The sequence below is a fragment of the Mycobacterium sp. AZCC_0083 genome (genome assembly GCF_014202335.1).
Classification (GTDB): domain Bacteria; phylum Actinomycetota; class Actinomycetes; order Mycobacteriales; family Mycobacteriaceae; genus Mycobacterium.
This window is the reverse complement of the sequence record NZ_JACHGP010000012.1, coordinates 1-13,304: the sequence shown is the minus strand read 5'-3', so window position 1 is coordinate 13,304 and position 13,304 is coordinate 1. Positions and strand designations below refer to the sequence as shown.

Below are 13,304 nucleotides of genomic sequence, written 5' to 3'. Positions count from 1 at the left end.
CTGCTCGGTTCACGCCGAGCAGCGGCGTTGTTCGTTTCAACGGTCACCATCTGATCCCGACGCCGATGGCGGCCAACACGCCGAGCAGCGGCGGCACGCGCAGCAGCAGCGCCAGGGCGCCCACCACCATGACGGTGATGCTGCGCGGACCGTTCGCCGCGGCGTGCGTGATGAGTGACCAGTCGGTGACGACGAGCAGTGCCACGACGGCCAACGCCAACGACCGCAGCATCGCGCGAAACCGGGGCAGATGGATGAGGCGCCGCTTGGCGCGCTCGACGGGGATCACCAGGAACGGTGGAATCGCCACCGCCAGGCAGGCGATCAGGCTGCCCTTGATGCCACCCATGAAGTAGCTCGCGGCGACGAGGTACAGGCCGTTCGGGCCGGGGCTGATGTTGCCGACGGCCAGCGCCGGCAGGACGACGGCGTCCGGCGACACCCCGTTGGCGGCCAGTTGACTCTGCAGCACGGGCAGCGAGCCCAGTCCGCCGAAGCTGAACGTGCTGGCGATCAGGATGATCAGGAACAAATGGCTAAGGGGCATCTGAGTCTTCTTCTTGGGCGTCGCGAGGTACGAAGCACCACGGGGCCAGCAGACCGGCCGCGACGGCCGCGACGAGCAGCAGGAGCGGATTGGGCGCCACCGCGCCAAGGGCGACGTAGCAGAGGAACCCCGCAGGGCCGCGCCAGTGCCAGTCGACGGACAGCGTGTCCTTGAGGAGGAGCAGGGCCAACGCGACCGCGAAACCCGCGGCGAGCGCGGCGATCATCTCCAACGGCCGCTGCGACCACGTTTGGTCGCGCACCGAGACGTAGAGCCGCGCCAGCAAGATGGTGATGGTGACGGATGGCAACAGCATGCCGACGACGGCGGCGACGATGCCGCGCACACCGTCGACCTTGCGGCCGATCAAGATGGTCTGCGCCAGGATGGTGATGCCGGGCGTGACCCGGCTCAGCACCACGGTCTCGAGGAACTCCTCGTCGGTGAGCCATCTCCTGCGCAGGGCGAGCTCGCGCATCGCGACGATGGTGGCGCTGCCTCCGCCGAACGCCAGTGCGCCGATCCGCAAGAATCCGAGTAGGACGTTGGGCCATTCGTGGCCGGAGCGGTCTTCCCGGGAATCGGAATTCGCTCCGGCCACCGAATGTGCTTCTCTCGTCAGAACTTCCAGCTGCGGTCGGGAGTAGCGACGTCCACTTCGACGCCGTCGAGGTCCTTGAACTTGAAGAACCGCGGCGGCCACTGTTCCTTGTCCTCGCCGTAGATCTCGATGCCATAGCCCTTGAGGGCCTCCGCGGCGTGTGCGGTGTCCTCGATCTCGACGCCGATGTGGTTGGGGCCCAATGTGCCCTGAGTCCAGTGCGAGGTCTCCACCCGCTCGTCCGGGCACAGCAGCGAGTAGTTGACTTCGCCGTCGGACAGGTCGATGGCCTTGCCCGGGTAGTGGCCGGGGGTGCGGATGTCACCGAGGCGCTTGAAGCCGAACACCTTCTCGTAGAACTCGGCCGACCGTTCGAGATCGTCCGTCACGATCCCCAGATGGCGGATGCGCATCAATCCTCCTGAAATCTTCTGCTAGTCAGACGGTCTGTCTGCAAAACAGAAGCTAAGTCCGCTCTACGGAACATGTCAAGAGTCATTTGCCGTGCTCAGCCGGATGTACTGGACAAACTTCCACTCTGCCGACAACATTTCTTTCATGCAGACATATCCGGTCTCCGAAGACGGCGCGGAGCCGGCCTACCCGATCACGTCGGTCGACAACGCCTTGCGACTCGTCCGGTTGTTCAACGACCGGGACTCGCTACGGCTCACCGATGCGTGCAGCTACCTGGGTGTCGCTCACTCGACCGCCCACCGACTGTTGGCCATGCTGATCCACCACGGTTTCGTCCAGCAGGATCCACAGTCGAGGACTTATCGGCCCGGCCCGACGCTCCTGGAGATCGGGTTGGCGGTCGTCGAGCGCAGCGATGTCCGGGTCAAGGCACGCCCACTGCTGGTCGAACTCGTCGAGCGATTCAACGAGACCGTGCATCTGATGACGCTGGAGGGGACGCGGGTGCGCTACGTCGACGCCGCCGAGGGCAGCCGTGCCCTGAGGGTCGCCCCTCGCACCGGCAGCCTGCTGCACGCGCACTGCACTTCGGGCGGAAAGGTGCTGCTGGCCGGGCTCTCCGATGACCGCCTGCGGGCGATGTACGCCGATCCGGCCACGCTGGCGCCTCAGACCGAACATTCGCTATCGTCCCTGCCTGCCTTGATGACGGCGCTCGAGGAGGTGCGAGCCAACGGCTATGCGACGAACTTCGAGGAGAGCGAGGAGGGCGTCGGGTCGGTCGCCGTCGCGTTGCGTGATGCGGCGGGGAGCTCGGTGGCCGCCGTCGCCGTTGCCGTCCCGACGGTCAGGTTGAGCCGCGAGAAGCGCGCCGAAATCGCGTCCATTCTGCTGGAGCGCGCCGCGAAACTCAGGTGCTGACGGCCTGAGTGTCTGCTGTCAAGAAACCTTCTGCAGAACCCTTGACGCTGCGTCCGAGGTGAGAGTTACATACGTCACATCGATTCTGTCTGACAGAAATGATGTCTGACTGAAAGAAACCCACAGCCTTGAACGGAGGGCCTGCGAATGCGTCGGCTCGACCTCTTGACCGGCTTGGTGACCACCGTGGTTGGCGCGCTGGCGTTCTGGGACGCCAACGGGCTCGCGATGTTCGGCGACAGTCACGTGCCGGGACCCGGCTTCTTCCCGAAGATCCTCTCCGGCCTGTTGACCGCGCTCGGTCTGACGCTGGCCGGAATGGCGCTACGGGAGCGCGACGAGCCGGCCGCCGACGATGAAGCAGGCACCGACGAGCCGGGACCCACCCGCGGCGGCCGCGTCCGCGCGTTCGCGGTGCTGGTCGCGTTCGGCGTGATCGCACCGCTGGTCGCGGTCGTCGGATACGTGCCAGCGATGGTGCTGCTGGCACTCGTCGTGCTCTACGGCATCGAGCGTCGCCGAGACTTCCGCAGCTTCGTCGCCGCCCTGCTCATCCCGGTCGCAACGTACATGCTGTTCGCCCATGCCTTCAGCATTCCGCTGCCCAACGGTCCATTGCTCCCTGCGTAACCGCAACTGCACGAAGTCATTTCGAGACCGAGCCCAAGGAAGACATGAACGCACTGGAGAACCTCGTCGAGGGTCTTGGTTCGGCGCTGACCCCGCAGAACCTCATGTGGGTACTCATCGGCGTCACTCTCGGCACCGTCGTCGGCATTCTGCCAGGACTCGGCAACCCCGCCGCCGTGCTGGCCGTGCTCTTGCCGCTCACGCTGAAACTGCCACCGACGACCGGCCTGATCATGATGGCCGGCCTCTATCACGGCGCCAAGTTCGCGGGTTCGACGACGGCGATCCTGCTCAACATTCCGACCGAAACGTCTTCGGTGGTGCTGTGTTACGACGGTCATCAACTAGCCCGGCAGGGCAGGGCCGGGCCAGCGATGGGCATGTCGGCAATCTCCGGATTCATCGCAAGCACCTTGGGTGTGATCGCGCTGACCTTCCTCGCCCCGATCATCGCGAAGTTCGCCGTCGCATTCGGGCCACCCGAGTTCGCCGCCCTGATGGTGTTCGGTCTGCTGCTGGTCATCACCGTCACCGGCAAGTCGCCGATCAAGGGCTTCATCTCGATGACCGTCGGCCTGTTGCTGTCCACCGTGGGCGTCGACTTGTTCAGCGGCACACAACGATTCACCTTCGGCAACATCAACCTGTTCGACGGGGTCGAGTTCCTCGTCCTGACGCTTGGGATGTTCGCGGTGGCCGAGGTGCTGGTCAACGTCGAGCAGGTGCGGGGCAAGTCGCTGCTGACCATCCCGAAGGGCATCCGGAACCTGTTGCCCACCATGCAGGACCTCAAGGAGTGCCGCGGCGCCATCGCGCAGGGATCGATCACCGGCTTCCTGGTCGGGTCGGTGCCGGGCGGCGGCTCGACCATCGCTTCGTTCGTGGCCTACACGCTGCAGAAGAACATGTCGCGGCGGCCGGAGAAGTTCGGCAAGGGCGCCATGGAGGGCGTCGCCGCACCCGAGGCCGCCAACAACTCCGAGGTCGGCGGCGCGATGGTGCCGCTACTTTCGCTGGGATTGCCGGGCAGTGCAAGTACGTCGGTCATGCTGGCCGCCCTGCTGCTGTTCGGAATCCAGCCCGGCCCACGGCTGTTCGAGACGAACCCGGAAATAGTCTGGCCAGTGATCGCCAGCCTCTATCTTGGCAACTTCGCGCTCATCGTGCTCAACCTCCCGATGATTCCGATATGGGTGCGGCTGCTCAAGATTCCGTACTGGGTGCTCTATCCGTGCATCCTGGTGCTGTCGGTCGTGGGCGCATACAGCGTGCGCGGTTCGATGTTCGACATCTACATGCTGATCTTCTTCAGCGCCCTCGGATACGGCTTCCGCAAACTATCCATTCCACCGACACCGCTGCTGATGGCGTTCGTCCTTGGGCCGCAGGCGGAGAACGCGATTCGCCAGTCGTTGATTCTGTCCGACAACGATCTGCTGATCTTCGTCGAGCGGCCGATATCGGCGATCGTCCTCGGCCTCGCGGCCATCGTCGTGGTTCTGGCCATCTACACCAGGCGCAAGCCAGGCGGACAGATGCCGACCAAGAGTGACATCGATCCCGAACCCCTCCTCCCAACCGAACCGCAACCACGAAAGGTGAACACACAGCCATGAAGACGACGATGAGGTCCCTCGGAGTGGCGGCTGCGACGGTCGCGCTCGTCGCAGGCCTGTCTGCCTGCAATTCGACGAATGCCGCAGGCACGGGTGGCACGCCGAACAACGTGCAGTTCATCGTGGACACCGGACCGGGCGGGGGGAGTGATCTGTTCGCCCGCGAGATCATCAAGATCGCCCGCGACGAGAAGGTCCTTACGGACAACTGGCCCGTGGTGGCCAAACCCGAGGGCGGCGGCCTTGGCGCCATGGCGTTCCTCAAGGGCAAACCCGGTGACAGCAACTTCATTTCGGCGTTCACCTCGAAGTGGATCATTGCCGGACAGGCCACGGCGTCGGCGCCTGCAACGATGGCCGACCTGACCCCGATCGTCATGTTGGCCGACGAAATCCAGGTGATCGCCGCGCCTGCCGACGCGCCGTTCAACACGCTGACCGAGTTCCTCGCAGCCGCCAAGGCCAACCCAGGAGAGATGGTGCAGACCGGAGGCTCACCCCACTCGGTGGACAACCTCGTCGCCCTCGAGATCGAGAAGACTTCGGGCACCAAGTGGAAGTACCTCTCCTTCGATGACGGTGCGCCGCGCATCACCGCGCTGCTGCGTGGTGACGCGCAGATCGACATCGGAGCCCTTCCGGACTTCGCCGATCAGATCGAGGCAGGCAAACTCAAGCTCATCGGGGTGTTCGCCGACAAGCGCATCGATGGCTTCCCGAACGTCCCGACAATCGCCGAGCAGAAGGTCGACCTCGGCGAGTTCCCCGATCACCTCCAGTTCCGGGGCATCGCAGGCCCACCGAAGATGGCGCCCGAAGCCCTGAAGTTCTATCAGGACTTCTTCTCCAAGGTCACCGCAACCGACGGCTGGAAGCAGTATCTGAAGAGCGAAGGCCTGGTCCCGGAGTTCGTCACGGGGGACGAACTGACCACGCAGATCAGGGAGTTCAGCGACGCCACCAAGCCACTCGTCGCGGGAATGGTCAAGAACCCGTGACCGATCTACACGAAAACCCCACCAAGACAAGGTCGTTGGCCGACTTCGCCGCGTCGCTGACCGTTCCGGGTCCGCCCCCCGACGTGGTGCATCGGGCGAAGCGCTCACTGGTGGACTGGTTGGCCGCGGTGCTCGCGGGCTCGACGGAGCCGGCGTCGGCCAAGTTGCGCGACGTGATCGCCTCGGTCTCATCGGAGCCGGTGGCCACGATCGTCGGATCCAGCCAACGCACCAGCGGCCCTTTCGCGGCGCTGGCGAACGGATACGCTGCCCACGCGCTGGACTTCGACGACGTGTACAACCCGTCGGAGACCACGGTGCACCTGGGGGCGTGCGTCTGGCCGACGGTGATGGCGATCGCCGAGATGCGCCGCATGACGGGCGCACAGGCGCTGGCGAGCTATCTGGCCGGGTTCGAGGTGGGCGCTCGCGTCGCAAGGGCGGCGGGCATCACGCACTTCGAGAGCGCCTGGCAGGTGACCGGCACGGCGGGCCACCTGGCGTCGGCGGCGGCAGGTGCGCGCGCCGTCGGGTTATCAGGGGCGGCGACCGCCAATGCGCTTGGCATGGCGGCTGCGCAGGCGTCGGGGATCCGCGAGATCTACGGCACCGACGCCAAGGCACTGCAGCCTGGCCGCGCGGCGATGGCCGGTGTGTTGACCGCTCTGATGGCCGAACGGGGGATGACGGCGCGCGACACCGCACTCGAAGGGGAGCGGGGACTGCTGTCGGTCATCTCCCGCGATCCGCAGCCGGCGATTCTGGTCTCATCGCTTGGCGACGAGTGGGCGGTGTCGTCCAACGGTCACAAGCTCTATCCGAATGCGTCGCTGCTGCATCCTGCGATCGACGCCGCCGTCGCGCTGACCAAGGACCCCGGCTTCAGGCGCGATGCCGTCCAGTCGGTGGAGGTTCGGATGTTGCCGTTCGCCGCATCGGTGACCGGCAGGACGCACCCTCAACCAGGTTCGGAGGCTCGCTTCTCCGCCGCGCATTGCGTGGCATTTGCGCTGCACACGGGCTACCTGGGCCTGGACAGCTTCAGCGCGTTGGCCGTCGATGACCCCGAGGTGGTCAGGTTGCGCGACGCTGTCACCGTCATCCCCGACGACACCGTCGGCAAACGCGGTGCCCGGGTGCGGATCACCATGCGAGACGGCACGACCGTCGACCACGTCGTCGAGGCCAACCGCGGTACCCCCGACAACCCGCTCTCGGATGACGACCTCGCCGCCAAGCTGCGCTCGATTGCCGTGCCGCGCATCGGTGTTCATGCGGCCAACGAGCTGCTCGCCAGATGTTGGGAGCTGGACACGGCGACGCTGGCGGCCGACGTGCTTCGGCCGTTCAGCCACCCGGACTGACGGTCAGAACCCGCCTGCCACCTTCACCCGGATGCGGCCGGTGACGCCGCCCTTGACGATCGAGGGCAGCGTCTCGGGCACCTCGGACACGGGAATCTCGCGGGTGAGCAGATCAAGGTGCGGGGGAGTCAGGTCGGTGCCGATCCGCGCCCAGAGGGCGCGGCGCTCGGCGATGGGCACCAGGACCGAGTCGATGCCCGCGAGCGTGGCCCCGCGCAGGATGAACGGGTGCACGGTGGTCGGCAGGTCCGCGGCGCCCGCCAATCCCGACGCCGCAGCCAGGCCCCGGTACTTCAGCGTGCTGAGGGCGTAGGCCAGCGTCTGACCGCCGACGCAGTCCACGACGGCGGCCCATTTCGCCTTGCCGAGCACGCGGACCTTCTCACCCTCCTCGGGGAGACGGCCGATGATCTCTGCGGCGCCCAGTTGTTCGAGGAGTTCGTGGGCGGCGGTCTTGCCCGTCGATGCGACGACGTGGAACCCTGCCGCGGCAAGCAGGTCGACGCTGACGCTGCCGACTCCGCCGCTGGCACCCGTCACCAGAATCGGTCCGTCGTCGGGTGTGATGCCATGCGCGCGAATCGCTTCGACGCTCATCGCCGCCGTGAAGCCCGCGGTCCCGATCGCCGCGGCCTGCGCCGTGGTCAGGTTGTCGAGCTTGACCACCATGTCGGCGGGGTAGCGGGCGGTATCGGCGTAGCCGCCTGCGCGGCCGGTGCCGATGTCGTAGCCGTGCGCCACCACCGGGTCGCCGACGGCGAAGTCCGGGTTGGTGCTCGACGACACCGTGCCTGCGACGTCGATGCCGGGAATCAGCGGGTAGCTGCGCGCGACACCGCCGCCCGCGGTCACCGCCAATCCGTCCTTGAAGTTGACCGACGAGTAGTCGACCGCGATCGTGACGTCGCCCTCGGGCAGTGTGGAGTCGTCGACGATCTCCTGTAGGAGCAAGACGCCCTTCTCAGCGTCTTGGTGCGCGACCAGGGCGGTTATCTCAGCCATGCCGGAATCCTAATCTCACCGTCGCGAGCCGCCGATGGCCCGTATCGGAAGGTCCCGCTACTTGAGCTCGGACGACGACAGGCCAAGCAGCCTGCGTGCGACGACGAGCTGCTGGATCTGTTGGGTGCCCTCGAAGATGTCGAGAATCTTGGAGTCGCGTGCCCACTTCTCCAGAAGGGTCTCCTCGGAATAGCCGGTGGTGCCTGCCAATTCGACGGCCTTGAGGGTGATGTCGCTGGCGACTCGGGCCGACTTGGCCTTGCCCATCGAGGCTTCCTTGGAGTTGGGGATCTTGTTGTCTGCCTGCCACGCCGAACGGACGGTCAGCAGGTAGCCCGCCTCCCAGTCGGCCTCCATCCGCAGGAATTCCGCGGCGGGAGCGCTCTGAGCGTGGGCCGGCTTGTCGTAGGAGATCTCGATGCCTGCGTCGGTGAGGATCTTGCGCAGCTCCTCCAACGAGGCCCTCGCGATGCCGACGGCCATCGCCGCGACGATCGGGCGGGTGTTGTCGAACGTCTCCATGACGCCGCCAAAACCCTTGTCGACGTTGACATCCGGGTTGCCCAGCAGGTTCTCCTTCGGGATGCGGGCGTTGTCGAAACGGATCACCGCGGTGTCGGATGCCTTGATGCCCAGCTTGTGCTCGAGTCGTTCGACCGTCACGCCGGGGTGCTCGCGCGGCACGATGAACGACTTGATCGCCGCGCGGCCAAGCGACTTGTCCAGCGTTGCCCACACCACGATGTGGCTGGCCCGCGAACCCGCGGTCACGAAGATCTTCTCGCCGTTGATCACGTACTCGTCGCCGTCGAGCTTGGCGGTCGTCGACACGGCGGCGGAGTCGGAGCCGAAGCCGGGTTCGGTGATGGCCATCGCCGCCCACACCTTGCCGAGCCGCTCGAGTTGCTCGTCGGTCGCGACGCCGGAGAGCGCGGCGTTGCCAAGGCCCTGGAAGGGGATCGACAACACCAGCGCGACGTCACCCCAGCTGACCTCGAGCGCGTTGAGCACCGCGGACATGTTGCCGCCGTTGATGTTTCCCTTCTGTGCCTCGGCGTCGCGAAACGCCTCGGCGCCGGCGAGTGCGAAGACGTTGGCTTCGGAGATGCCCTCGAAGAGGTTGGCCAGGGTGTCCAGTTCGACCGGGTAGGCGTGTTCCTTCAGGTCGTACTTGCGGGAGATCGGGCGCAGCATCTCGGCGGCACCCTGATGACCCTTCTCCATGACGGCTTGCAGTTTCTTGGGCAGTTCCAGATTTATTGCCATGTCAGGTTTTCCGTTTCTCGATCGGCAGGACCGCTAGAGGACGACGACACCTTCGGCGACGCCGAGTGCCCGCAGATCGCGGTACCAGCGCTCGACCGGGTGTTCCTTGGTGAAGCCGTGACCGCCAAGCAACTGCACGCCGTCCAGTCCGATCTGCATGCCCTTGTCGGTGGCGAACCGCTTGGCCAGAGCAGCTTCCCGCGCGAACGACAGTCCCTGCTCGGCGCGGGCGGCGCCGCGCCAGGTGATCAGCCGCAGTCCGTCCAGTTCGATCGCGATGTTGGCGCACATGAACGCCACCGACTGCCTGCGGGCGATCGGCTCGCCGAATGCCTCGCGCTCCTTGACGTAGGGGATGACGTAGTCGAGCACCGCGTGCGAGGTGCCGACGGCCAGTGCGGCCCAACCCAATCGGGCCAGCGCGATCGCTTCCGAGTAGTCGCTGTCACCCGCGCCGTCCTCGCCGAGGCGGTTCTCCAGCGGCACCGCGACGTTGTCGAGCTGAATTCGGCCGAGTGCCGCGGCGCGGATGCCCATGCTGGGGTCGGGCGTGACCGTCAGCCCGGCGGTTTCGGCTTCGACGATGAACAATGCCGGTTTCCCGTTGAGCTGCGCGGCGACGACGAACAGTTCGGCGTCGGCTGCGGCGGGCACCAGCGACTTGACGCCGGTGAGCCGGTAGCCGCTCGGTGTGCGCACCGCGGTGGTCTTCAGCGCGGTCGGGTCGAAGAGCGCGTGAGGTTCGGCAATCACGACGCACGCCTGCGGGACGTTCTCGCCTGCGAACTCGGACAGGTAGGTGGCCTGCTGGCCGGAGCTGCCCCAGTGGGTGAGGGCCGACGCGACCCCGCCGGGGGCCAGGATCGGAAGGGCCAGGCCCATGTCGCCGTAGGCCAGCGCCTCGGCCACCAAGGCGTTGGTCACCGTGCTGCGGTGAGCGGCGATGCCGTCGAAGTCCTCGGGGATGTTGATCGCGGTGATGCCGAGTTCGGCGGCCTTGGCGATCAGGTCCGCCGGGTGGGCGGCGGCATCGTCGGCGTCGTACGCGGCGGGTCGCAGGATCTCCTCGGCGAACTCACTGACCGTCTCGAGGATCAGCTTCTGGTCCTCGTCGGGGTTCAGATCGAAGTAGTCGGCGCCACTCGGACGCAGACGCGTCGGCGGCTTGCCAAGGCTCTGCACTCGCTTGAACTGACGGGTGGACGCGCCGAGCGCGGTGAATGCCTGCTTGACGCCGTAGCGCAGTCCACGGTTTAGCGGGTCGCGCAGCCCGTGCCTGTCCAGGAACTCCTGACCCAGCAGGGGTGTGATGAGCGCCAGCCCGATGTCGGTCGCCGACCGCTTGTGCCGTTGCAGGCCAACCGCGCTCTCGGATCCGGAGCGCTTGGGGCGCTGATTCGTGCCGTTCTTGGCCGGCAGGGTGTTGGTCATGTGTGCAGCCTCGCGTCGTTGGGGAGTGCCGATGGCCGTATCTTACTCCGGAGTAAGGTTGGGAGATCCTGTTAGGCGGGTCACACCGGAGAAAGCCTGGCCAGCACCTGATCGTGCAACAGGCCGTTGGTCGCCACCGCGCTGCCGGTGTGTGGGCCCGACGTGCCGTCGAGGGTGGTGAACGACCCACCCGCTTCGCGCACCAACACGTCAAGCGGCGCCAGGTCCCACAGCTTCACCTCCGGCTCGACGGCGATGTCCACCGCACCCTCGGCCACCAGGCAGTACGACCAGAAGTCGCCGTAACCGCGCACCCGCCACACGGCGTCGGTGAGGTCGATGAAGTTCGCCCGCCGATCGCCCCAGCCGGTGGTGAGGTCGGAGAACGACAGGCTGGCCGACTCGATGTCGCCCACACCGGACACCGAGATGGCGCGCGGGGCGCCGCCGCGGAACGACGTGAAGGCACCCTGGCCGGTGCCCGCCCACCACCGCCGTGCCATCGCAGGCGCGCTCACCACGCCGACCACCGGCACGCCGTCCTGCAGCAGCGCGATCAGCGTCGACCACACCGGCACCCCGCGGACGAAGTTCTTGGTCCCGTCGATCGGATCCAGGACCCACTGCCTGCCCTCGAAGATCGCGGTGCCGCCGTACTCCTCGCCGAGGACCGCGTCGTCCGGACGGTGTTCGGCGAGCACGCCGCGGAGCAGTTCCTCGACTGATCGGTCGGCATCCGTCACCGGGGTCAGATCGGGTTTGGTCTCGATCCTGAGGTCCAGTGCACCGAACCGGTCGAGGGTCAACGCATCGGCGCGGTCGGCCAGCTGCAGCGCGAGAGTGACGTCGTCGGCGATTGAGCTCATGGCTGCAGTCCTACCATGGTCGATGTGTGGGAATTCGCTGTGCTGTTGCTGTTGCTCGGAGCCATCGCATTGATCGTGGTGCCACGGATCCGAAAGGGCGGTCCACGCGGTCGCCCAGGCAACGAGGTGATGCACGGCACCCTGCTGGTCACCGGCGTCAGCCCACGCCCCGACGCCGACGGCGAACAGTTCGTCACCATCAGCGGCGTCATCAACGGACCCACCGTGAACGAGCACGTGGTCTATCAACGGATGGTCGTCCCCGTGACTGCATGGCCGACGATGGGCCAGTTGATGCCCGTCGTGTACTCCGCGAAGAACCCCGACAATTGGGGGTTCGCACCATCGGAACCGCTCGAGCCGCCACCCCCGCCGCCGCCCGCGCCGTACAGCTAGGCGTCCGGTACCGGCGTCATGGGGAAGATCGGCTACAGCCATGTCGACGTCTTCAGTCAATTGCCATTCGGCGGCAACAGCCTGCCGGTGTTTCCCGACGCTCGGGGCCTGAGTTCTGAGCAGATGCTGCGCATCACGCAGGAGATGCGGCACTTCGAAGCGATCTTTCTCGAGCCGACGGATCAGCCGGGAACCATCCGCGCCAGGATCTTCGATCTGTTCGACGAATTGCCCTTCGCCGGACACCCGATCATCGGAGCGGCGGCCGTCCTGCACGAGCGGTCCGGACTTGGCGGCGCCCAAAGTTGGCAGTTCCAGTTGCCCGGCAAGACAGTCGAAATCGCCACGGACGTCACGGCTGAGGGCTATTCGGGTGTGCTCGATCAGGGCGCGCCGGAGTTCCTGGGATTGGTCGACGACGGTGCGCGGGTCGCCGCTGCCTTCAATCTCACGGCCGAGGATCTCGCGCCCGACCTGCCACTGGAGGTGGTGAGCACCGGCCTCCGCTACCTAATCGTCCCCGTTCGACCTGGCGCACTGGCACGGGCCCGAATCTCGTATGACATCACGGAATTGGTGCAGGGAGCTGGCGCTCAGTTCGCCGTCCTGCTCGACGAAGCGGCCGTTGAAGTACGGCACTGGAACAACGACGGCATCATCGAAGACGTCGCAACGGGTAGCGCCGCAGGCACGATCGGCGCCTACCGGCTACGCCATGGGCTGGTCCGTGGTGGCGACACGTTCACCCTGCATCAGGGCCAATACACCGGCCGCCCAAGCACTTTGCGCGTGCAACCCGAAGGCAACGCGAACCATGTCGAAACGGTGAAGGTGGGCGGCGACGTCGCCTTCGTCGGGCACGGCGTCATCGAGGCCCTGCCGTGAATCACCCGCACGTCGGTGGCGTCGTGGTGCGCGACTAGAACGGTGGTGGGATCGACTCTCGGTCCTCGGGGAAGGTGTCGAGGTAGGACAGGTATTCGTCGGGAATGTAGGGCGGTGGCCTGGGTGTGGTGCGGTAGTGATGGTTGGCCCGTCGTTCCGCGGCGATGGTTGCAGCCTGCGACTGTCGACGAGTACGGGTCCGTCTCGGCATCTTCGCGGTCTTGTCGACGAACTCAGCGGTCTGCACCTCGGCGGTCACCGGTGCCGTTGGGGCGCACAGCCCGGGGAAGATCAACGCACTCCCAGGATGGGTGACGTACTTTTCGCCGGCCGGTGAAGTCCAGATGACGGTGCCATCCCGTAG

General features: G+C 66.2%; 14 protein-coding genes and 1 pseudogene. 7 read left to right on the top strand and 8 right to left on the bottom strand.

Annotation, left to right across the window (positions count from 1 at the left end):
* Positions 1-43 precede the first annotated feature (43 nt).
* The 3 genes from HNP02_RS27405 to HNP02_RS27395 are packed head-to-tail and all read right to left on the bottom strand — an operon-like array spanning position 44 to position 1,561.
* The gene (locus HNP02_RS27405; RefSeq protein WP_184443789.1) at positions 44-547 is read right to left on the bottom strand and encodes a chromate transporter; all 504 of its coding nucleotides are present in this window, start codon (positions 545-547) and stop codon (positions 44-46) included.
* On the bottom strand, positions 537-1,148 hold the full coding sequence (locus HNP02_RS27400) for a chromate transporter (protein WP_184443788.1): 612 nt from the start codon (positions 1,146-1,148) through the stop codon (positions 537-539). Before HNP02_RS27400 ends, HNP02_RS27405 begins: the two co-directional genes overlap by 11 nt.
* A gap of 17 nt (positions 1,149-1,165) precedes the next feature.
* On the bottom strand, positions 1,166-1,561 hold the full coding sequence (locus HNP02_RS27395; protein ID WP_184443787.1) for a VOC family protein: 396 nt from the start codon (positions 1,559-1,561) through the stop codon (positions 1,166-1,168).
* 145 nt (positions 1,562-1,706) lie between these two features.
* On the opposite strand from HNP02_RS27395, the gene HNP02_RS27390 reads away from it, so the two are divergent.
* The 5 genes from HNP02_RS27390 to HNP02_RS27370 all read left to right on the top strand — a co-directional run bounded on the left by HNP02_RS27390 (position 1,707) and on the right by HNP02_RS27370 (position 7,094).
* Positions 1,707-2,486 (top strand): IclR family transcriptional regulator, encoded by a 780-nt coding sequence (locus HNP02_RS27390; protein ID WP_184443786.1) that lies wholly within the window; start codon positions 1,707-1,709, stop codon positions 2,484-2,486.
* A 147-nt stretch (positions 2,487-2,633) separates the two neighbouring features.
* Entirely contained in the window at positions 2,634-3,116 is a 483-nt protein-coding gene (locus HNP02_RS27385) for a tripartite tricarboxylate transporter TctB family protein (protein WP_184443785.1), read from the top strand.
* A gap of 44 nt (positions 3,117-3,160) precedes the next feature.
* Complete coding sequence (locus tag HNP02_RS27380; RefSeq protein WP_184443784.1) at positions 3,161-4,732, top strand: tripartite tricarboxylate transporter permease; 1,572 nt, start codon at positions 3,161-3,163, stop codon at positions 4,730-4,732.
* On the top strand, positions 4,729-5,730 hold the full coding sequence (locus tag HNP02_RS27375; RefSeq protein ID WP_184443783.1) for a tripartite tricarboxylate transporter substrate binding protein: 1,002 nt from the start codon (positions 4,729-4,731) through the stop codon (positions 5,728-5,730). Before HNP02_RS27380 ends, HNP02_RS27375 begins: the two co-directional genes overlap by 4 nt.
* Positions 5,727-7,094 (top strand): MmgE/PrpD family protein, encoded by a 1,368-nt coding sequence (locus HNP02_RS27370; RefSeq protein WP_184443782.1) that lies wholly within the window; start codon positions 5,727-5,729, stop codon positions 7,092-7,094. The genes HNP02_RS27375 and HNP02_RS27370 overlap by 4 nt, the downstream gene beginning before the upstream one ends.
* Positions 7,095-7,097: 3 nt before the next feature.
* On the opposite strand, the gene HNP02_RS27365 is transcribed toward HNP02_RS27370, so the two are convergent.
* The 4 genes from HNP02_RS27365 to hisN form a co-directional block, all read right to left on the bottom strand.
* Entirely contained in the window at positions 7,098-8,096 is a 999-nt protein-coding gene (locus HNP02_RS27365; protein ID WP_184443781.1) for an MDR family oxidoreductase, read from the bottom strand.
* A gap of 57 nt (positions 8,097-8,153) precedes the next feature.
* Entirely contained in the window at positions 8,154-9,362 is a 1,209-nt protein-coding gene (locus HNP02_RS27360) for an acyl-CoA dehydrogenase family protein (protein ID WP_184443780.1), read from the bottom strand.
* A gap of 33 nt (positions 9,363-9,395) precedes the next feature.
* The gene (locus HNP02_RS27355; protein ID WP_184443779.1) at positions 9,396-10,793 is read right to left on the bottom strand and encodes an acyl-CoA dehydrogenase family protein; all 1,398 of its coding nucleotides are present in this window, start codon (positions 10,791-10,793) and stop codon (positions 9,396-9,398) included.
* Positions 10,794-10,873: 80 nt separating this feature from the next.
* The gene (gene hisN / locus HNP02_RS27350; protein WP_184443778.1) at positions 10,874-11,659 is read right to left on the bottom strand and encodes a histidinol-phosphatase; all 786 of its coding nucleotides are present in this window, start codon (positions 11,657-11,659) and stop codon (positions 10,874-10,876) included.
* Between the two features lie 24 nt (positions 11,660-11,683).
* Here hisN and HNP02_RS27345 point away from each other — a divergent pair, with 24 nt between their 5' ends.
* Positions 11,684-12,055, top strand: coding sequence for a hypothetical protein (locus HNP02_RS27345; protein ID WP_184443777.1), 372 nt, complete (start codon positions 11,684-11,686; stop codon positions 12,053-12,055).
* Between the two features lie 18 nt (positions 12,056-12,073).
* Positions 12,074-12,940 carry a PhzF family phenazine biosynthesis protein gene (locus HNP02_RS27340; protein ID WP_184443776.1) on the top strand — a complete coding sequence of 289 codons (867 nt, stop codon included), beginning with the start codon at positions 12,074-12,076 and terminating at the stop codon, positions 12,938-12,940.
* A 34-nt stretch (positions 12,941-12,974) separates the two neighbouring features.
* Here HNP02_RS27340 and HNP02_RS27335 read toward each other — a convergent pair.
* Positions 12,975-13,304 (bottom strand): annotated as a pseudogene (locus tag HNP02_RS27335) (HNH endonuclease); the annotation flags it as partial.